Below are 20446 nucleotides of genomic sequence, written 5' to 3' on the forward strand. Positions count from 1 at the left end.
GTCGGGCCGGGTGTCCGGGGGGTGCTCCCCGGGAGATACAGGCTCACAGTCGCTTGACTCCCTTGATCCGTCCGGCCCGTGCCGCGCGGTTGCGGGCGACCTTCACACGCAGTCCGCCGCGCTGGCCGGCGATCCTGAGGCCTGTGCCGGACGAGAGCCAGCCCGAGGTCACGTCGCCGCCCGAGGCCTCGGAGAGCGGGTCGTTCTCGGTGCGTCTGGCGAGCGCCATGATCAGCGGAACGGTGAACGGCGCGAGAAGCAGATCGTAGACAGCGGCGGTGAACAGCAGGCTGCCGAGGCCGACATGGCGGGCGGCGGTGTCCCCGACGAGGGCGCCGACGAGGGCGTACAGCAGGGTGGATCCGATCGCGGCGGCCACGACCACGGTCATCGGGGCGAGCGCGGACTTGAGCCGGCCGTTCTCCGGCCGGGCGAGTCCGGCGAGGTAGCCGATGATGCACAGGACCATGGCGTAGCGCCCGGCGGCGTGGTCGGCGGGCGGCGCCAGGTCGGTGAGGAGCCCCGCGCCGAAGCCGATGAGGGCGCCGGCCACATGCCCGTACACCAGGGAGAGGCCGACGACGACGAGGAGCAGCAGGTCGGGGACGGCGCCGGGGAGTTGGAGGCGCGCGAGTACGCAGACCTGGACGACCAGGGCGATCACGACCAGAGCGGTGGAGAGCAGAGTCCGGTTGAAGCGCATGGGGATCAGCTCTACCTCTGCTCGTTGACCGCGTTGCCGGTGGTTCCGGTGGGGCTGGGACCCCCACTGGGACTGCCGCTCGGGGGCTCGTTGACGTTCCCCACGACCTTTCCGTTGGTGTCGACGATGTCACCGTTGGGCGAGATGGTGACGGTGACCGTCGGGGTCGGGGTGGGTTTCGGTTTGGCGGGCTGTTTCGGCAGGACCATGTCGCGCGGGTCCTCGCGCGGTGCCTGGACGACGACGCCGACGATGTCGAGCCGGGTGAAGCCGACGTACGGGCGGACATAGACGGTACGGGTCAGGTCGCCACCGGACGGGTCGACGCGGACCACCTCGCCGACCGGGACTCCGGGCACGAACGGCTTGTTCCTGCTGGAGCCGAAGGTGACCAGCCGGTCGCCCTTCTTCACCTTGGCCTTGCCGTTGAGGAACTGGACGGAGAGCGGGCGATCGCCCTGGCCGGTGGCGAAGCCGAGTTCGTCGGTCTTCTCCATCCGGGTGCCGACCGTGAAGTCGGGATCGTTGGCGAGGAGCACCGTCGCGGTGTCCGGGCCGACGGTGGTGATGCGGCCGACGAGTCCGTCGCCGTTGATGACGGTCATGTCGCGCTTGAGCCCGTCGTTGGAGCCCGCGTCGATGGTGACGGTCCAGGAGAAGCCCTGGGCCGATCCTATGGCGATGACCTCGGCGGCCTTGATGCCGTACTGCCCGGCGGCGGACTTCTTCAGCATCTTGTCGAGTTCGCGCACCCGGTTGCGGTTGCGGTCGTCGCTGCCGAGCTTCGTCTTCAGCGCGGCGTTCTGCTGTTCCAGGGCGGCGATCCGGTTGTGCCGTTCACCGGAGTCACGGATCGCCCCTATGGCGTTGCCCACCGGGTCGACGGCTGCCGCAACGCCGTTCTCGACCGGCCCGAAGGCCGTTGCGGCGACCCGCCGGGCGCCGTCCACCGGTGACTCCTCGCCGCCGCGGATGTCCACCGTAATCAGTGCGAATGCGATGGCGATCAGCAGCACCAGGAGCAGCCGGCTCTCTCGTGTGTCCCTCACGTGCGGCGGCCGTGCCTTCCTCGTCGGAATGTTCGTGCCTGTATATCAGCGGTCCGCCGTACGGGGCGGCAGCGCCCGTACGGCGGACCGCTGTGTTGTCGCTACCTGCGGGGCTGGGCGTCCAGCACCTGCTGGAGCGCCTCGAACTCCTCGACACACTTACCGGATCCCAGTGCCACCGAGTCCAGCGGGTCCTCGGCGATGTGGATCGGCATACCGGTCTCACGGCGCAGTCGCTCGTCCAGTCCGCGCAGCAGCGCGCCGCCGCCGGTGAGGACGATGCCGCGGTCCATGACGTCGCCGGAGAGCTCCGGCGGGCACTTGTCGAGCGTGGTCTTCACCGCGTCGACGATCGCGTTGACCGGTTCCTCGATGGCCTTGCGGACCTCCGCGGCGGAGATGACGACCGTCTTGGGCAGTCCGGAGACCAGGTCGCGGCCCCGGATCTCGGTGTGCTCGTCCTTGTCCATGTCGTACGCCGAGCCGATCGTGATCTTGATCTGTTCGGCGGTGCGCTCACCGAGGAGGAGCGAGTACTCCTTCTTGATGTGCTGGATGATCGCGTTGTCCAGCTCGTCACCGGCGACCCGGATCGACTGAGCAGTGACGATTCCGCCGAGCGAGATCACGGCGACCTCGGTGGTGCCGCCACCGATGTCGACCACCATGTTGCCGGTGGCCTCATGGACCGGCAGCCCGGAACCGATGGCCGCGGCCATGGGCTCCTCGATGATGTGCACCTGCCGCGCGCCGGCCTGCGTCGACGCCTCGATGACGGCGCGCCGCTCGACCCCGGTGATGCCCGAGGGCACGCAGACGACGACCCGCGGGCGGGCCAGGTAGCGGCGCTTGTGGATCTTCAGGATGAAATAGCGGAGCATCCGCTCCGTGATCTCGAAGTCGGCGATCACGCCGTCCTTCAGGGGCCGTACGGCAACGATGTTGCCCGGTGTACGCCCGATCATCTTCTTGGCCTCGGAACCGACCGCCAGGATTCCGCCGGTGTTGGTGTTGATGGCCACGACGGACGGCTCGTTCAGAACGATGCCGCGCCCCCTGACGTACACCAGCGTGTTGGCAGTCCCGAGGTCGATAGCCATGTCACGGCCGATGAACGACATTGAGTTCCCCTTGTTCCCCATGAGGATGCGTCGGGCCTTCCCAAGAAGCGGTTATGGCTTGTTTTGGTAGGCGAGGTGAGCGCTGCGGGCATGGAAGATTCCATCGTAGTGCCGTATTCACGGACACCGCGCGAGGGTCCTTCGCCATTGTGGGCAGAACGGGTGGCCGTTCCACTCATGGTGACGTTACGTCGGAGGGATGCGTTCCCGCGATCGGGGACCCTATGCCGAAGGGCGACCGAATTACTTCGGTCGCCCCGGGTCATGAGCGCTGTTTGGCTGATCCGAGGTCAGGAAAGTCCCGGAAAGAACAGCTTCAGTTCTCGCTCTGCGGACTCCTCGGAGTCCGAGGCGTGAATGAGGTTCTCGCGGGTGATCGTGCCGAAGTCGCCACGGATGGAGCCGGGCGCGGCAGCGATCGGGTCGGTCGGGCCGGCCAGGGCACGGACGCCCTCGATGACCCGCTCGCCCTCGGCGACCAGGACGACGACGGGGCCGGACTGCATGAACTCGACGAGCGGCTCGTAGAACGGGCGGCCGACGTGCTCGGCATAGTGCTGCTCCAGGGTCGCCCGGTCCAGCGTGCGCAGCTCCAGCGCGGTGACCTGCCAGCCGGCCTTGCGCTCGATCCGGCCGACGATCTCGCCGATCAGCCCACGCCTGACAGCGTCGGGCTTGAGAAGGACGAGGGTGCGCTGAGTCATGTGCGGCTCCTTGAGGGCATGCGGGTGCGGTGAGGCGAGGTTACAGGGGGACGCAGACGGGCCGGCGGCCGGGTTTGCCCGCCGTGCCCGGCTTCAGGTTTCAGCCGCCGGCCGGGGCATCGGTCGCCGCCTGCGCCGCCCAGCGTGCCTTCGCCTCGTCGATCTTGCGACCGTAGTGCACCGAGGCCCACCACAGTCCGCCGAAGACCAGCCCCAGGATGAACATCATCGGGACGACGAATCCACTGGCGACCAGTGCGACCTGCAGCGCCCAGCCGAGCGCTGTGCCGCCGGGGCGGGTGAGCATCCCGCAGAGCAGGACGGAGAGCAGCATGCCGATGCCGCAGACCGTCCAGACGGTGGTGTTCGACAGGTCCTCGGACTTCATCGCGACGAGTCCGGCGAAACCGATCACGAAGAATTCGCCGATCAGCGTCGACGCGCAGAGCGTACGCACAGGGGTCAGTGCCTTCCCAGAAGCAGCCGGGCCTCGCCGACCGTGATCACGGAGCCGGTCACCAGGACGCCGGCGCCCGCATACTCGTCCTCCTCCTCGGCGAGGGTGATCGCCGCCTCCAGCGCGTCGTCGAGGCGCGGCTCGACCTGGACGCGGTCACCGCCGAAGACCTCGACCGCGACGGCGGCCAGTTCGTCGGCGTCCATCGCGCGGCCGCTGGAGTTCTGGGTGACGACGACCTCGGCGAAGATCGGCTCGAAGGCTTCGAGGAGCCCTCGGACGTCCTTGTCGCCGCTCGCGCCGACCACGCCGATCAGCCGGGAGAAGCCGAACGCCTCGGACAGCCCGTCGGCGGTGGCGCGGGCGCCCGCCGGGTTGTGGGCCGCGTCCAGGACGACGGTCGGGCTGCTCCGGACGACTTCGAGGCGGCCCGGCGAGCGGACCGAGGCGAAGGCCCGGCGGATCGTGTCGATGTCGAGCGAGCCTGACTGCTCGGCGCCGATACCGAAGAACGCCTCGACTGCGGCGAGCGCCACCGCCGCGTTGTGCGCCTGGTGGGCGCCGTACAGCGGGAGGAAGACCTCCTCGTACTCGCCGCCGAGGCCGCGCAGTGTCAGAAGCTGGCCGCCGACCGCGATCTCGCGGGAGACGACGCCGAACTCCATGCCCTCGCGGGCGACCGTGGCGTCGACCTCGACGGCCTTCTTCAGCATGACCTGCGCGGCGTCGACCGGCTGCTGGGCCAGGATGACGGTGGCGTCCTGCTTGATGATCCCGGACTTCTCGGCGGCGATCTCGGCGGGTGTGGAGCCGAGCCGGTCGGTGTGGTCCAGCGAGATGGGGGTGACGACGGCGACCGAGGAGTCGATCACGTTCGTCGCGTCCCAGCTGCCGCCCATGCCGACCTCGACGACCGCGACGTCGATCGGCGTGTCGGCGAAGGCCGCGTACGCCATGCCGGTCAGCACCTCGAAGAAGGAGAGCCGGTAGGGCTGCTGGGCGTCGACCATCTCGACGTACGGCTTGATGTCGTTGTACGTCTCGATGAACCGCTCCGGGTCCATCGGCGAACCGTCCAGGCTGATCCGCTCGGTGATCGACTGGACGTGCGGCGAGGTGTAGCGGCCGGTGCGCAGTTCGAAGGCGCCGAGCAGGGCCTCGATCATGCGGGCGGTACTGGTCTTGCCGTTGGTGCCGGTGATGTGGATCGACGGGTACGCGTGCTGCGGCTCGCCGAGCACGTCCATCAGCGCGGCAATCCGCGACACGGACGGTTCGAGCTTTGTCTCGCCCCAGCGGCCGGCGAGCTCCTGCTCCACCGCGCGCAGTGCCTTGTCCACCTCCGGGTCGGCGGGTCGGGCGGGGATCTCGTCACCCGGGACCGGTCCCGAGGCCGTGCGCAGGGTGCGGCTGCCGGCCTCGATCACCGCCAGGTCGGGGTCGCGTTGGGTCGCTTCGTCGACGATCTCCGCGAAGGTGTCGTCGGACTCGGACGCGTCGTGCCGGTCTGAAGGGCGGGGCTCACTCACGGGTCCCAGTCTACGGATCGGGACGGACATCCGGCGCGGGGCCCGGCAACGGTCACGAATCGCCCGCCAGGGCCGCTGTCGGCACAACGCGCCCAGGGGCACATGGTGCTTCCATGTCCCCCTGACCTCCGGGTCCGACCGCGGCTCCGGAGCGGCGCGCGCCCCGGAGACCGGGCGGACGACTGCCCGGCACCGGACGCGCCGTACGGGCTGCACGAGCCGCTGCTGCGGGTCCGGCTGCGGCGCCGGCCGCCGGAGCGGGGACGGCGAAGCCCCCGTGTCCCTCGTCGGTCAGGGACACGGGGGCTTCGCGCTCAGATCATCAGTTCTGCGGCAGGTTCGCCAGCTGAGCGGTGATCCGCGCGATGTCCGCGTCGGCCTTGGCGAGCCGGGTACGGATCTTGTCGACCACGTTGTCCGGTGCCTTGGCCAGGAACGCCTCGTTGCCGAGCTTGGCGTTGGCCTGGGCCTTCTCCTTCTCGGCGGCACCCAGGTCCTTCGTCAGGCGCTTGCGCTCGGCCTCCACGTCGATGGTGCCGGACAGGTCGAGGGCGACGGTGGCCCCCGCGACCGGCAGCGACGCGGTGGCGTGGAAGCCGTCACCGGCGGGCTGCAGGCGCAGCAGCTGGCGGATGGCCGCCTCGTGCGGGGCGAGCGCCGTGCCGGTCAGGGTGAGCTCGGCCGGGACCTTCTGGCCGGGCTGGAGACCCTGGTCGGAGCGGAACCGGCGGACCTCGGTGACGACCTGCTGGACGAGCTCGATCTCCTGCTCGGCGGCCGCGTCGCGGAAGCCGGAGTCCTTCGGCCAGTCAGCGATGACGACGGACTCGCGGCCGGTCAGCGTGGTCCAGAGCGTCTCGGTGACGAACGGGACGACCGGGTGCAGGAGCCGCAGCATCACGTCGAGGACCTCGCCGAGGACCCGGCCGGAGACCTTCGCCTGCTCGCCGCCCGCAAAGAAGGTGGTCTTCGACAGCTCGACGTACCAGTCGAAGACCTCGTCCCACGCGAAGTGGAAGAGGGCCTCGCTGAGCTTGGAGAACTGGAAGTCGTCGTAGAACGCGTCGACTTCGGCGACGGTCTTGTTGAGCTTCGACAGGATCCAGCGGTCCGTCGCGGACATCTGTGACGGGTCGGGCAGCTCGCCCTCGATCGTGGCGCCGTTCATCAGCGCGAAGCGCGTGGCGTTCCAGATCTTGTTGGCGAAGTTGCGGGAGCCCTGGACCCAGTCCTCGCCGATCGGGACGTCGACGCCCGGGTTGGCACCGCGCGCCAGGGTGAAGCGCAGGGCGTCCGAACCGTACTTGTCCATCCAGTCCAGCGGGTTGACCGCATTACCGAAGGACTTGGACATCTTCTTGCCGAACTGGTCGCGGACCATGCCGTGCAGAGCGATGGTGTGGAAAGGCGGGGTGCCGTCCATCGCGTACAGGCCGAACATCATCATCCGGGCGACCCAGAAGAAGAGGATGTCGTAGCCGGTGACCAGGACGGAGTTCGGGTAGAACTTCGCCAGGCTCTCGGTCTGCTCCGGCCAGCCGAGCGTCGAGAACGGCCACAGGCCGGAGGAGAACCAGGTGTCGAGGACATCGGTCTCCTGCGTCCAGCCCTCACCGCTCGGCGGCTGCTCGTCGGGGCCGACGCAGACGATCTCCCCGTCCGGGCCGTACCAGACGGGGATGCGGTGGCCCCACCACAGCTGACGCGAGATGCACCAGTCATGGAGGTTGTCGACCCAGTCGAAGTACCGCTTCTCCATCTCCTGCGGGTGGATCTTGACCTGGCCGTCGCGGACCGCGTCGCCCGCCGCCTTGGCCAGCGGGCCGACCTTGACCCACCACTGCATGGACAGCCGCGGCTCGATCGTCGTCTTGCAGCGCGAGCAGTGGCCGACGGAGTGGACGTACGGGCGCTTCTCGGCGACGATCCGGCCGTCGGCGCGCAGAGCGCCGACGATGGCGCTGCGCGCCTCCAGCCGGTCCAGGCCCTGGAAGGGACCGTGTGCCGTGATGATCGCGTGCTCGTCCATCACGGCGAGGCTCGGCAGACCGTGCCGCTGGCCGATCTCGAAGTCGTTCGGGTCGTGCGCGGGCGTGACCTTGACGGCGCCCGTGCCGAACTCGGGGTCGACGTGCTCGTCGGCGACGACCGGGATACGGCGGCCGGTCAGCGGCAGCTCGATCTCCTTGCCGACCAGGTGCTTGTAGCGGTCGTCCTCCGGGTGGACGGCGACGGCCGTGTCGCCCAGCATCGTCTCGGCACGGGTCGTCGCGACGACGATGGAGTCCTCGCCCTCGCCGTACCGGATGGAGACGAGTTCGCCGTCGTCGTCCTGGTACTCGACCTCGATGTCCGAGATGGCCGTGAGACAGCGCGGACACCAGTTGATGATGCGCTCGGCCCGGTAGATCAGCTCGTCGTCGTAGAGCTTCTTGAAGATGGTCTGAACGGCCTGGGACAGACCTTCGTCCATGGTGAAGCGCTCACGCGACCAGGCGACACCGTCACCCAGGCGCTTCATCTGCCCGGAGATCTGTCCACCGGACTCGCCCTTCCACTGCCAGACGCGGTCGATGAAGGCCTCGCGCCCCAGGTCGTGGCGGGACTTGCCCTCCTTGGCGAGCTCACGCTCGACGACGTTCTGCGTGGCGATACCGGCGTGGTCCATGCCCGGCTGCCACAGCGTCTCGTAACCCTGCATCCGCTTGCGGCGGGTGAGGGCGTCGATCAGCGTGTGCTCGAAGGCGTGCCCCAGGTGGAGGCTGCCCGTGACGTTCGGCGGCGGGATGACGACAGTGAACGGAGGCTTGTCGCTTGTCGCGTCGGCCTCGAAGTAACCACGTTCTACCCAGCGCTCATACAGCTTCCCCTCTACTTCGGCCGGCGCGTACTGGGTCGGCAGTTCGGGGTTGCTGGCTGTCTGGTGCTGAGGGTTCTCGGTCACGGGGAACAGTTTAGGGCCGTCACAGTCGTGCACTGAAACCGGTTTGTTCAGTAACGGTGTGACTCCCGGTGCTCCATGCGGGTGAACCTTCCGTCAGGATGTTCGGAACGCATAAGCATGACGAACAGGGGACACCGCAGATGAGCTACAACCAGCCGGGCCCGTACGGCGGGCAGCCTCCGCAGGGCCAGCCCGGACCGTACGGCGGTCAGCCGCCGCAGGGTCAGCCCGGCCCGTACGGCCAGCAGCCGGGCCCGTACGGCGGTCAGCCGCCGCAGGGCGGCCAGCCGGGTTACGGGTATCCGCAGCAGGCTCCCCAGGGTGTTCCGCAGCAGCCCCAGCCGGGCTACGGCTACCCGCAGGCCCAGCAGCCGGGCCCGTACGGCCAGCAGCCCCAGCCCCCTTACGGCCAGGCGCCGTACGGCGGCCAGGTCCCGATGCCTCCGGCCCCTCCGAAGAAGAAGACCGGCCTGATCATCGGCGGCGTCGTCGTGGCGCTGGCGGTCATCGCGGGCGGGGTGTACTTCCTGACGTCGGACGGGGGCAGTTCGGTCGCCGACGACGGCAAGACGTACAAGCTGACGACGCCGGCGACGGTGCTCGACGGCACGTACAAGAAGAGCCCCAGCCAGGGGGACGGGGACAAGATGACGGAGAAGGACGTCAAGGAGGCCGAGGGCTGGGGGGTTCACAACGCCAAGAGCGCCGGGGCCTCTTACGCCGCGGGGGAGGCTGCCGCCCAGAAGATACTGTCGTTCAGCGGCGTCTACGGTGACATCGAGGATCCCGAGAAGGTCGTCGACTCCATGTTCGCCAAGATGAAGTCCGAGGCCGCGAAGGACAAGGACACCGAGACCAAGGGCGAACTCATCGGCAGCCCGAAGGCCTTCACTCCGGCCGGGTTCGAGAACGGTGTCCTGAAGTGCCAGGAAAGCAAGATCACGGACACCAGCAGCAGCACCGGAGGTGGTAAGCCGACAAGCGTGCCCTTCTGCATCTGGGGCGACCACAGCACGGTGGTGTACGTCATGAACCTGGACATGGCGGCAATGATGACGGGTAAGAGCGTCTCTCTGGAGGACGCCGCCAACAACGCGGCCAAGCTCCGCAACGACGTCCGCGTCGAGGTCAAATAGAAGGCACGGAACGACGGAAGGGGCGCCCGGCCACTGGCCGGGCGCCCCTTCCGTGTGCGTACGCGCAACCGCTACGCGGACTTCTCGTGGCGGCCGCCGTCGTTCTTGCCGATCGTGCGCGGCTCGCGCGGGACCAGCGTCGGGTTGACGTTGTTGCGGACCACATCCGCCGTGATGACGACGCGGGCCACGTCCTTGCGGGACGGCACCTCGTACATCACGGACTGGAGGACCTCTTCCATGATGGCGCGCAGACCGCGCGCGCCGGTGCCGCGCAGGATCGCCTGGTCGGCGATGGCCTCCAGCGCCGGGCGGTCGAAGTCCAGCTCCACACCATCGAGTTCGAAGAGGCGCTGGTACTGCTTGACCAGCGCGTTGCGCGGCTCGACGAGGATCTGCAGCAGCGCCTCGCGGTCCAGGTTGTGCACCGAGGTCAGCACGGGGAGGCGGCCGATGAACTCGGGAATCATCCCGAACTTCACCAGGTCCTCCGGCATGACCTCCTGGAACTGGTCGCTTGCCTCGATCTCGCGCTTGGAACGGATCGTCGCACCGAAGCCGATGCCCTTGGCGCCCGCCCGCGATTCGATGATCCGCTCCAGACCGGCAAAGGCACCGCCCACGATGAACAGCACGTTCGTCGTGTCGATCTGGATGAACTCCTGGTGCGGGTGCTTCCTGCCGCCCTGCGGCGGTACGGAGGCGGTGGTGCCCTCCAGGATCTTCAGCAGGGCCTGCTGGACGCCCTCGCCGGAGACATCACGGGTGATCGACGGGTTTTCGCTCTTGCGGGCGACCTTGTCGATCTCGTCGATGTAGATGATCCCGGTCTCGGCCTTCTTGACGTCGTAGTCCGCGGCCTGGATCAGCTTCAGCAGAATGTTCTCGACGTCCTCGCCGACATAGCCGGCCTCCGTCAGCGCCGTCGCGTCGGCGATGGCGAACGGAACGTTGAGCATGCGGGCCAGCGTCTGCGCGAGGAGCGTCTTGCCTGAGCCCGTGGGGCCCAGCAGCAGGATGTTGGACTTGGCCAGCTCGATGGCGTCGTCGCGGCCCTGCGCGCCGCCGTTCTCGCCCGCCTGGACCCGCTTGTAGTGGTTGTACACAGCGACCGAGAGGGCCTTCTTCGCGGGCTCCTGCCCGACGACGTACCCCTCGAGGAACTCGTAGATCTCGCGCGGCTTGGGGAGTTCCTCCCACCGCACCTCGGAGGTCTCCGCGAGCTCCTCCTCGATGATCTCGTTGCAGAGATCGATGCACTCGTCGCAGATGTACACACCGGGTCCTGCAATGAGCTTCTTCACCTGCTTCTGGCTCTTTCCGCAGAACGAGCACTTGAGCAGGTCGCCGCCATCACCGATGCGTGCCACGAGGTGCTTCCCCTTCGCCTGGGAGCAGCTTGGTGCAGCGGCTCCTGGTGCCTCTATCCGACGGTACCTTGCCTGGCCCCCCGTTCGGGCCCCCCTTGGCACGGTTCACACGGCCACGACCGTGTGAAACCACCGCGCCAAGGGGTAAAGGCCGACGTCAGGCCATCGCTCCGGCCGCACTCTTGCGAGTGGAGACGATCTGGTCGACGAGACCGTAGGCGAGGGCGTCCTCGGCGGTCAGGATCTTGTCGCGCTCGATGTCGTCGCGGATCTTCTCCAGCGGCGTGGTGGAGTGCTTGGCCAGCATCTCCTCCAGCTGGGTACGCATCCGCAGGATCTCGTTGGCCGCGATCTCCAGGTCGGAGAGCTGCTCACGGCCGGTCTGCGAGGACGGCTGGTGGATCAGCACACGGGCGTTGGGCAGAGCCATGCGCTTGCCGGGCGTGCCGGCGGCGAGCAGGACCGCGGCGGCGGAGGCCGCCTGGCCCATGCAGACCGTCTGGATGTCCGGCTTCACGAACTGCATCGTGTCGTAGATCGCGGTGAGCGCGGTGAACGAGCCGCCGGGGCTGTTGATGTAGATCGAGATGTCACGGTCCGGGTCCATCGACTCCAGGCACAGCAGCTGCGCCATGACGTCGTTGGCGGACGCGTCGTCGATCTGCACGCCGAGGAAGATCACGCGCTCCTCGAAGAGCTTCGCATACGGGTCGTACTCCCGCACACCCTGCGAGGTGCGCTCCACGAAGCGCGGAACGATGTAGCGGTTGTCCACCTGCGGGCCGGTGTAGAGGCCGCTGGCGGAGGCGCCGGGGAGGCCGGGGTAGTTGCTCATGTCGGTGTTCACCATCCTGGTGGCGTTCTGAGGGCTGAGGGCTGTGGGCTGGGCGGGCAGAGGGGCTCAGGCCCCGGTGCCGCCGCCACCCGGAACGCCCGATGCGGCGGAGATGATCTCGTCGATCAGCCCGTACTCCACGGCCTCCTCCGCCGTGTACCAGCGGTCGCGGTCGCCGTCGCGGATGATCGTCTCCACGGTCTGACCGGAGTGACGGGCGGTGATCTCCGCCATCCGCTGCTTCGTACGGAGCAGGTACTGCGCCTGGATCTTGATGTCCGAGGCGGTACCGCCGAGGCCGGCCGAACCCTGGTGCATGAGGATGTCGGTGTTCGGGAGCGCGAAGCGCTTGCCCGCGGTGCCACCGGTCAGCAGGAACTGGCCCATCGAGGCCGCCATGCCCATACCGATGGTGACCACGTCGTTCGGGATGTACTGCATGGTGTCGTAGACCGCCATGCCTGCCGTCACCGAGCCGCCGGGGCTGTTGATGTAGAGGTAGATGTCCTTGTCGGGTTCGGCGGCAAGGAGAAGCAGCTGCGCCGTGATCTTGTTGGCGATGTCATCGTCGACCTGCTGACCGAGGAAGATGATGCGCTCGCCGAGCAGTCGGCTGTAGACCTGGTCGCCGAGGCCACCACCGAGGGACGGCTCTCCGGCGACGTAAGGCATCAGATTCGTCACGTATCCACCTGCTCGTCTCTGACGGCTCCGGCCGTCTCAGCGTCTTCGTACCGGGCGGGCGGGGACTCCCCTGCCCTTCCTATTCATGGACCCTAACGCGCAGGTAGGACAACGCCATCCCGCTTCCGCAACTGTTCGCTGGGAGCGCAAGCTGGGCAGTGCGCACAAGGGTTCCGCGGCACCGGACGGGGATCTCGGGGCCGGCTGCGCGGGACTCTGCCGCGAGACGACGACGGGCTCCGGACGCTCGGCGTCCGGAGCCCGTCGCACGGGTTCAGCGCGAGGCTCAGGCCTCGTTCTTCTCCTCGGCAGCGGCCTCGGTGGTGCCCTCGGTGGCCTCGACCGTCTCGATGGCCTCCTCGAGCTCCTCCTCGTCCTCCAGCTCGACGACCTCACCGTTGGTGTCGACGACCTTGGCGGCCTCGACGACCACAGCCAGCGCCTTGCCGCGGGCGACCTCGCCGACGAGCATCGGCACCTGGCCGCCCTCGACGACGGCCTGGGCGAACTGGTCGGGGCTCATGCCGGAGGAAGCGGCGCGCCGCATGAGGTGCTCGGTGAGCTCCTCCTGGTTGACGTTCAGCTTCTCCTTGTTGACGAGCTCGTCAAGGATGAACTGGGTCTTGATGCCCTTGATGGCCTGCTCGGAGGTCTCGGCCTCGAACTCCTCGACCGTCTTGCCCTGGATCTCCAGGTACTTCTCCAGGGTCAGACCCATCTGGCCGAGCTGGTGGTGCTCCAGGTTGTGCTTGCGGGTCTGGACCTCGTCCGCGAGCAGCTTCTCGGGGATCGGGACCTCGGCGAGCTTCAGCAGCTCCTCGAGGACGCGCTCCTGGGCCTGGGTGGCCTGGTCGTACTGCTTGGTGTTCTCCAGGCGCGTACGGCTGTCCGCCTTGAGCTCGTCGAGCGTGTCGAACTCGCTCGCCATCTGGGCGAACTCGTCGTCCAGCTCCGGGAGCTCACGGGCTGCGACCGCGGTGACCTTGACGGTGACCTCGGCCTCCTTGCCCTCGGCCGAGCCGCCCTTCAGCTCGGAGGTGAAGGTGGCCTCGCCACCCGCCTCCAGGCCGGTGACAGCAGCGTCGATGCCGTCGAGGAGCTCACCGGAACCGATGGTGTACGAGACACCCTCGGCCACGCCGTCCTCCAGAACCTCGCCGTCGACCTTGGCCTGCAGGTCGATCGTGACGACGTCGCCCTCGGCGGCGGCGCGCTCGACCGGGTTGGTGGAGGCGAAGCGCTCGCGGAGCTGCTCGACGGCCTTCTCGACCTCTTCGTCGGTGACCTCGAGGGCGTCCACGGTGACCTCGATGCCGGAGTAGTCCGGGATCTCGATCGTGGGGCGCACGTCGACCTCGGCGGTGAAGGCCAGCAGCTCGCCGTCCTTCAGCTCGGTGATGTCGACCTCGGGCTGGCCCAGGACGTTGAGCTCACCCTCGTTGACAGCCTCGGTGTAGAACTTCGGGAGGGCGTCGTTGACGGCCTCCTCCAGCACAGCACCACGGCCGAACCGCTGGTCGATGACCCGGTTGGGGATCTTGCCCTTACGGAAGCCCTTCACCGTGACCTGCTGGTTGATCTTCTTGTACGCCGCGTCGAGGCTGTCCTTGAGCTCCTCGAAGGGCACCTCGATGCTGAGCCGAACCCGAGTCGGGTTCAGGGTCTCCACGGCGCTCTTCACGGTTCGGTCTCCTTGGTGGCTGACTTCTTGGGGTTCTGCTCGGCCACCGGACAGCGGCTCCGCGGATCGAGCCCGGTACATCAGACACACGGGCACGCATTTTGCATAGTAACGGCAAGGGGGATGACTCCCACAATGCGATCTTGCTGGTGGTCGGGGTGGCCGGATTCGAACCGACGACCTTCCGCTCCCAAAGCGGACGCGCTACCAAGCTGCGCCACACCCCGTCGGTGCGACACGTAGGGTACATGCCGACGGGCGGTGCACAGGCCGCTTTTCGGGGGCGGCACGGATCGCGGCACCCGGTGCCGCAACCATGTGTGCGCAGACCGTCCGCGACCCGCTACGATGCTCTTCGTGCCGCGGTCCTCGTGACCTGTGGTGCAGCGCTTGCGGGCGTAGCTCAATGGTAGAGCCCTAGTCTTCCAAACTAGCTACGCGGGTTCGATTCCCGTCGCCCGCTCCATGCCACTCAGGGCCAGGTCGGAGGACATCCTCCGACCTGGCCCTGATGCGTTCGGGGATCCGCCCCCACGGGGGCGGCCGACGGCGCGTCAGAAGGAGATGTTGCTGATCGTCTCCGCTATCGAGTTCATGAACCTGTTGATCGACGGAGCCATGCCGGTCGATGCCAGGAAGAAGCCGAAGAGCACCGCGACGACCGCGGGTCCGGCCTTGATGGAGCCGCTGCGGATCAGGACCACCAGGATGATCGCCAACATCAGCACCACAGACAGTGAAATGGCCACGACTGATCACACCCTTGGTCGGTCCGCCTTGCCGGCCCGGAGGCGTGCATCCCCGCACTCCTCCGTTACGCCCATCGTGCCACCAACTCCCCCGTGGTTGCTGCCAGGTGACGCATCGGACTGTCCGGATCCCGCCATCCTCACGCCCCGCGTGCGCGAGGGGCGCACAACCCTCACGGCGCACCTGCCGGCGCTCCGCCGGAACCGTCCCGGGGTCGCACCGGGGTCGCGCGGGGCCCGACTCGAATGGCGCGCGGATGTGACGATTTCCATATCCACACACATCATTCACATGCATTTCATCGACCTTGATGCGATGAAATTCACTCCCTTCAACCGCCTGCCGATATGCCCCGTTTAAGGCGGATCAATCAGGTCATAGCGGGCATTTTTTGGGTGGTTTCACTTTTGAATGGGCGGGAACACGCGATATCCGATGGCCGTTTTACGAATTGCATTCGAGACGTCTAAGGTGCTTTAGATGTTCCACGCTCCGAACGTATTTCAGAGGGACCCGATCTCCCCGGCGACCCGGGAGCCGGAGCCCAGACCGGACGGAGGCAGGACCACCACCGCGACAGCCCCCGCACCGGTGGCGAACAAGCCTCCTGCGGCCGAGCCCGCGAAGCGGCGTGACGCCTACTTCGACAACGTCAAATACCTGGCGATCGTGCTGGTCGCCGTGGCGCACGCGTGGGAACCCGTGATGGACGGGAGCCGGATCACCCGTGCGCTGTACATGGTCGCGTACACCTTTCACATGCCGGCCTTCATCATCGTCTCCGGCTATTTCTCCCGCTCGTTCGACCTGAGCGCCAAGAAGGTGAAGCGCCTGGTCACCGGCGTCGCCGTGCCCTATGTGGTGTTCGAGACGGCGTACTCGCTCTTCAAGCGGTACGCGGACGACTCGCCGGACCATCCGATCAGCCTGCTCGACCCCTGGTATCTCACCTGGTTCCTGTGCGCGCTGTTCATCTGGCGGATCACCACGCCCCTGTGGCAGGCGCTGCGCCATCCGATGCCCGTCGCGCTCGCCATCGCCGTACTCGCCTCGTTCTCCCCCACGATCGGCAACGATCTCGATCTCCAGCGGGTCCTGCAGTTCCTGCCGTTCTTCGTGCTCGGTCTCCAACTGAAGCCCGAACACTTCCAGTTGGTGCGCCGACGTGAGGTGCGACTGCTGGCGCTGCCGCTGTTCGCGGGGGCGATCGTGTTCGCGTACTGGGTGGCGCCGCGGATGCAGCTGGGCTGGTTCTACCGCAGCAACAGCGCCCCGGAGATGGGCGCTCCGTGGTGGTCGGGTGCGGTGATGACGCTGGCGATGTTCGGGTGTGCGCTGCTGCTCACCATCGGGTTCCTGGCCTGGGTGCCGCGCCGCCGCATGTGGTTCACGGTGCTGGGCGCCGGAACGATCTGCGGCTATCTGCTGCACGGGTTCCTGATCAAGGGCGTCGGCTACGCCGGGGTGTTCGACCGGTACACGTGGCTCTCCGAGCCGGCCGGCCTGGTTCTCGTCTCCCTGGCCGCGGCCGCCGCGGTGACGCTGATGTGTACGCCACCCGTACGGCGGGTGCTGCGTTTCGCGACCGAACCGGACATGCACTGGGCCTTCCGGCGGGACGCCGCCAGGCTCTGAGTGGATCAGTCGCCCGCGGTGTTGGCCGGATCCGGACGGTCGGCGGGCGGTTCACCAGGGGTGAGCCCGAGCAGCGCGCGTACCTGCGCGTATTTCGCGGTCAGCCGGGTACGCGTCGCCGGGTCCAGTACCGCGAGGCGGTCCGGATCGGCGTTGTGCGCGAGGTCGGACTCCTTGATCAGCAGGGCGCCCGGGGTGGCGAGGATGCGCCGGGTGTACGAGGCGAGGTCCTCGCCGTCCCGTTTGGTGACGGCGAGGACCATGTCCTTGACCTGTTGCGGCAGCGCCGCGCGGGCCAGCCACTCCTCGGACAACACCTCGTCCTCGACGGCGTCGTGCAGCCAGGCCGCCGCGATCTGTTCGTCGCTGCCGCCCCTCGCCCGTACGCCCTCCGCCACGGCGGCGAGGTGTTCGGTGTACGGGCGGCCGGCCTTGTCCTTCTGATCCGCGTGGGCCGTGCGCGCGATCGCCTCGACTTCGGCCAGGGTCGGATTGCTGCGGGGTGCGGGCATGGGCCGACTCTACGGACGTGCGGCCGTCCGGCGCAGGGCGGCACGGGCCGGAAGCGTGGCGGCGGCGAGGCCGAGAGCGACGGTCGCGGCGACGAACGACCCGTACAGGGCGGGCGGGATGTACGGGGCTTCGCCCGTCAGGCCCTTCATCATCGGGTTGAGCGTGGCCAGCGCGATGCCTGTGCCGAGTGCGGTTCCGGCCACCGTGACGAGCAGCGCCTCCCAGCGGATCATGCCCATGACCTGGCGGCGGGTGGAACCGACGAGGCGGAGCATGCCGAGTTCGCGGCGGCGGTCGAGGACGGTCATGACCAGCGTGTTGACGGCGGCGACTGCGGCGAATCCGCCGAGAACTGCGGCCATGGTGGTGTTGGCCCAGGCGTTGAGCTCACGGTCCTGGCTCCGCGCGGCAGCGTAGCCGGACGCGTCGGTGACGGTGCCGAGCGCGGTGAGCTTCTGTGCGGCGGCCGGGGTGGACCGTACGAGGACGTCGGAGGCGTACGGCGAGGTGACATGGGTCCGCAGGTCGGCGGCGGGCAGGGTGACGAGCGAGACACCGAGGCCGCGGCCGTAGACGGCGACGATCCGCGGGGATGCTCCCGTGCCGTCCGGCAGCCGCAGCGCGAGCCGGTCGCCGGTGCCGAGATGCGCCGATTCGGCGAGTGTGGTGTCGATGGCGACCGTGCCGGGGCGCAGTCCGGTGAGCGATCCGGTACGGACGTCGAGGTCCTGGACCTCGGTGAGGTCGCGCCCTGATCCGATGACGCCCTGGGCGGACGCGCTCTGCAGCCGCCGATCGCCGCCGCTGCCTGCGGGGACCAGGACGGAGGCGCGGAGCAGTCCGACGGCCGTGGAGACGCCGGGCGTGGCGGCGGCGCGGGCGGTCGCGTCGGAGGCGAGCCCCGCCTGCGCGGAGACGATGTGGTCGGCGATGATGCCGTCGCGCTGCTGGTGTGCGATCACGCGGTCCTCGCTGGTGTGCATGAAGACGAGAGTCGAGGCGAAGGCCATGGCGAGCACGATCGGGGTGATCGCGGAGGCCAGCCGACGGGAGTTCGTACGGGAGTTGGCGGCGGCCAGCGAACCGGATGCCCCTGCGGCACGCAGCGGGAGGCCGAGAACGGCGGCGCAGAGGCGGGCGAGCAGCGGGCCGAGCAGTCCGACCGCGAGCATGAAGAGCATGACGACGCCGAGTGCGGCGTTGGCCGCGTCCTCGCCGGTCTCGGAGGCGGCGACGCCCGCGAAGACCGCACCGCCGATGAGGGCGGCGATGCCGAGGGGTGTACGGATCCAGCCGAACGGGGGGCGTTCCACGGCGGACTGGGCGAGGGCGAGGCCCGGCTTGGTCTTCGAGGGCCGACGGGCGGCGGCGTATCCGGCGCACAGCGCGGTGACCATGGTGACGGCCGTGGCGACGGTGAGCGGCAGCCAGGAGATGTGCAGGCCGACGGCGTCCGGGACGGCGCCCTTCGCCCGGAGTTGGCCGAACCACCAGTGGGCCAGGGCGATTCCGGGCAGGCAGCCGAGGGCTCCGGCGAGCGGGGCGACCAGCAGCGACTCGGTGGCGATGGTGCGGCGCAGTTGGCGCGGGGTGGCGCCGATGGCACGCAGCAGGGCGAATTCGCGGCTGCGCTGGCCGACGGAGAGGGCGACGGTGCCCGCTGCGGTGAACACGGCGACCATGGCGGCGACCCCGCCGAAGGAACCGCCGAGTCCGGTGAGGAGCTCCTTGGCTCCGGCCAGCCCGGTGTCCTCCGCGGCGCCGCGGTCGTCGCCGGTGCGCACCTGGGCGTCCGCGGTGCGGCCGACGACCCGGGTGACCTGGTCGGCGAGGGTGGCGGTGGGGGTGCCGGGGGCGGCGAGCACGGCGATGGCGTCGACGCGGCCGGGGTGTCCGGAGAGGGCGACGGCCTGCTGATCGGTGAACCAGGCAGTGCCTGCCGCGCCGTCGGTCGTGCCCGAGATGCGGAAGTCCCTTATGCCTGCCGGGGTGTCCAGGGCGATGCGGTCTCCGACGCGGCCCTCGGCGCCGGTGGGAACGACGACGTCGCCGGCTTCCGGTGCGTCGCCGGTGAGCAGCCGTGTCCCGGTGAGGGCGGCGGATCCCCAGCCGTGTGCGGTCAGTGGTGTGCGGTCCAGGTGTACGGGAAAGGTGACGTCCCCGATCGCGGTTGCCGCGCCCGGGACCGAGGCGGCCTTCCGCACCAGGGATTCGGGCAGCCGTGCGGTGTCGGGGAGCGGGATCGTCGCGTCGTATGCGCCCTCGCCGCTGCCGGCCCTCAGATGTGCCTGCTGGTCCGCGGCGACGAGCACCGGCGCCTTCGCATAGCGCTCGGCGGGTACGGAGGTACGGATTCCGGTCTCCAGGAGGATGCCGCAGGCGGAGACGATCGCAGCTGCCATCAGGAGCGCGACAAAGGTCCCCACGAACGAGGAGGGCTTGAAGCGGATGGCCGCGCGGGCGAGGCCGTTCGGGAGGTGCGGGGCGAACATCAGGCTGCTGCTCCCGCGTGGGCGGGGGCCGTCAGTGCGGTCATCCGGGCGGCGATCTCCTCGGCGCGGGCACGCGGCAGGCTGTCCGCGATCGAACCGTCGGCGAGAAACAGCACACGGTCGGCGTAGGCGGCGGCCGCGGGGTCGTGGGTGACCATCACGACGGTCGCGCCGAGGCTGTCCACCGCGTGCCGCAGCAGGACGAGGATCTCGGCCGCGGTCGTGGTGTCCAGTGCGCCGGTCGGTTCGTCGGCGAAGACCACGTCGGGGCGGGTGACCAGGGCGCGGGCGATGGCGACGCGCTGCTGCTGACCGCCGGAGAGCTGGCCGGGGCGGCGGTTCCCCTTGTCGCCGAGCCCGACCCGACCGAGCATCTCGGCGGCTTCGCGGCGGCTGCGGGCGGAGCCGGTGCGCTGCCCGGCGAGCCTCATCGGCAGCACGACGTTCTGCTCGACGGTCAGCGACGGGAGCAGGTTGAACGCCTGGAAGACGAAGCCGAGGCGGGTACGGCGCAACTCGGTGAGCTTGTTCTCGCTCATGCCGGTGATCTCGGTGCCGCCGAGGCGTACGGAACCCTCGGTGGGGCGGTCGAGCCCGGCTGCACACTGCAGGAAGGTCGACTTTCCGGAGCCGGAGGGTCCCATCACGGCGGTGAACGTGGCGCGCGGCAGGGCGAGGTCGATGCCGCGCAGGGCGTGGACGGCGGATGCGCCGCGACCGTACTGCCGACGGACACCGCGCAGTTCGACGGCCATGTCCGAGGAGCCGTGCCCCTCGTCGGTGTGCGCCGTGTGCTGCCCGTCCTGCGCGCCCTGTCTGGTGCGTCGCAGTCCCATGGTGTCC

At 68.8% G+C, this 20446-nt stretch carries 17 protein-coding genes and 2 tRNA genes; 3 read left to right on the top strand and 16 right to left on the bottom strand.

Going from position 1 to position 20446, the window contains the following annotated elements; genetic code table 11:
• Positions 1-43: 43 nt before the first annotated feature.
• The 7 genes from mreD to ACFU8W_RS11160 all read right to left on the bottom strand — a co-directional run bounded on the left by mreD (position 44) and on the right by ACFU8W_RS11160 (position 8507).
• Positions 44-703 (bottom strand): rod shape-determining protein MreD, encoded by a 660-nt coding sequence (gene mreD / locus ACFU8W_RS11130; RefSeq protein ID WP_384034740.1) that lies wholly within the window; start codon positions 701-703, stop codon positions 44-46.
• Positions 704-714: 11 nt separating this feature from the next.
• Entirely contained in the window at positions 715-1752 is a 1038-nt protein-coding gene (gene mreC, locus ACFU8W_RS11135) for a rod shape-determining protein MreC (RefSeq protein WP_384034743.1), read from the bottom strand.
• Positions 1753-1853: 101 nt separating this feature from the next.
• Positions 1854-2873: a rod shape-determining protein gene (locus ACFU8W_RS11140; protein ID WP_124268240.1), complete on the bottom strand. Its 1020-nt coding sequence runs from the start codon at positions 2871-2873 to the stop codon at positions 1854-1856.
• A gap of 290 nt (positions 2874-3163) precedes the next feature.
• Positions 3164-3577 (bottom strand): nucleoside-diphosphate kinase, encoded by a 414-nt coding sequence (ndk, locus tag ACFU8W_RS11145; protein ID WP_037698740.1) that lies wholly within the window; start codon positions 3575-3577, stop codon positions 3164-3166.
• A gap of 100 nt (positions 3578-3677) precedes the next feature.
• Entirely contained in the window at positions 3678-4034 is a 357-nt protein-coding gene (locus ACFU8W_RS11150; protein WP_384034746.1) for a DUF4233 domain-containing protein, read from the bottom strand.
• Between the two features lie 5 nt (positions 4035-4039).
• Positions 4040-5563 (bottom strand): bifunctional folylpolyglutamate synthase/dihydrofolate synthase, encoded by a 1524-nt coding sequence (locus ACFU8W_RS11155; RefSeq protein WP_384034749.1) that lies wholly within the window; start codon positions 5561-5563, stop codon positions 4040-4042.
• Positions 5564-5885: 322 nt separating this feature from the next.
• On the bottom strand, positions 5886-8507 hold the full coding sequence (locus tag ACFU8W_RS11160) for a valine--tRNA ligase (RefSeq protein WP_384034752.1): 2622 nt from the start codon (positions 8505-8507) through the stop codon (positions 5886-5888).
• A gap of 140 nt (positions 8508-8647) precedes the next feature.
• Here ACFU8W_RS11160 and ACFU8W_RS11165 point away from each other — a divergent pair, with 140 nt between their 5' ends.
• Positions 8648-9643 (top strand): hypothetical protein, encoded by a 996-nt coding sequence (locus ACFU8W_RS11165; RefSeq protein ID WP_384034755.1) that lies wholly within the window; start codon positions 8648-8650, stop codon positions 9641-9643.
• 71 nt (positions 9644-9714) lie between these two features.
• Here ACFU8W_RS11165 and clpX read toward each other — a convergent pair whose 3' ends face one another.
• The 5 genes from clpX to ACFU8W_RS11190 all read right to left on the bottom strand — a co-directional run bounded on the left by clpX (position 9715) and on the right by ACFU8W_RS11190 (position 14440).
• Positions 9715-11013, bottom strand: coding sequence for an ATP-dependent Clp protease ATP-binding subunit ClpX (clpX, locus tag ACFU8W_RS11170; protein ID WP_030921263.1), 1299 nt, complete (start codon positions 11011-11013; stop codon positions 9715-9717).
• 157 nt (positions 11014-11170) lie between these two features.
• Positions 11171-11863, bottom strand: a complete 693-nt coding sequence (locus ACFU8W_RS11175; protein ID WP_266985683.1) for an ATP-dependent Clp protease proteolytic subunit — start codon at positions 11861-11863, stop codon at positions 11171-11173.
• Between the two features lie 51 nt (positions 11864-11914).
• Complete coding sequence (locus ACFU8W_RS11180; RefSeq protein WP_345518495.1) at positions 11915-12520, bottom strand: ATP-dependent Clp protease proteolytic subunit; 606 nt, start codon at positions 12518-12520, stop codon at positions 11915-11917.
• A gap of 298 nt (positions 12521-12818) precedes the next feature.
• Positions 12819-14213 carry a trigger factor gene (tig, locus tag ACFU8W_RS11185; protein WP_345518272.1) on the bottom strand — a complete coding sequence of 465 codons (1395 nt, stop codon included), beginning with the start codon at positions 14211-14213 and terminating at the stop codon, positions 12819-12821.
• Positions 14214-14363: 150 nt separating this feature from the next.
• A tRNA-Pro gene (locus ACFU8W_RS11190) sits at positions 14364-14440 on the bottom strand.
• 165 nt (positions 14441-14605) lie between these two features.
• Here ACFU8W_RS11190 and ACFU8W_RS11195 point away from each other — a divergent pair.
• Positions 14606-14679: transfer RNA gene (locus tag ACFU8W_RS11195), tRNA-Gly, on the top strand.
• An 88-nt stretch (positions 14680-14767) separates the two neighbouring features.
• On the opposite strand, the gene ACFU8W_RS11200 is transcribed toward ACFU8W_RS11195, so the two are convergent.
• Complete coding sequence (locus ACFU8W_RS11200) at positions 14768-14962, bottom strand: hypothetical protein (RefSeq protein ID WP_037698756.1); 195 nt, start codon at positions 14960-14962, stop codon at positions 14768-14770.
• Between the two features lie 481 nt (positions 14963-15443).
• Between ACFU8W_RS11200 and ACFU8W_RS11205 the strand changes: the two genes are divergently transcribed.
• Positions 15444-16598, top strand: coding sequence for an acyltransferase family protein (locus tag ACFU8W_RS11205; protein ID WP_384034760.1), 1155 nt, complete (start codon positions 15444-15446; stop codon positions 16596-16598).
• Between the two features lie 5 nt (positions 16599-16603).
• On the opposite strand, the gene ACFU8W_RS11210 is transcribed toward ACFU8W_RS11205, so the two are convergent.
• From ACFU8W_RS11210 to ACFU8W_RS11220, 3 genes are read right to left on the bottom strand one after another with little or no spacing between them, the layout of a single operon-like run.
• Positions 16604-17110, bottom strand: coding sequence for an HD domain-containing protein (locus tag ACFU8W_RS11210; protein ID WP_384034763.1), 507 nt, complete (start codon positions 17108-17110; stop codon positions 16604-16606).
• A 9-nt stretch (positions 17111-17119) separates the two neighbouring features.
• Positions 17120-19603 (bottom strand): ABC transporter permease, encoded by a 2484-nt coding sequence (locus ACFU8W_RS11215; protein WP_384034767.1) that lies wholly within the window; start codon positions 19601-19603, stop codon positions 17120-17122.
• Entirely contained in the window at positions 19603-20439 is an 837-nt protein-coding gene (locus ACFU8W_RS11220) for an ABC transporter ATP-binding protein (protein ID WP_384034770.1), read from the bottom strand. Before ACFU8W_RS11220 ends, ACFU8W_RS11215 begins: the two co-directional genes overlap by 1 nt.
• Positions 20440-20446: the final 7 nt, after the last annotated feature.

Origin of the sequence: Streptomyces sp. NPDC057565 (genome assembly GCF_042801455.1) — a bacterium.
Taxonomy (GTDB): domain Bacteria; phylum Actinomycetota; class Actinomycetes; order Streptomycetales; family Streptomycetaceae; genus Streptomyces; species Streptomyces yanii.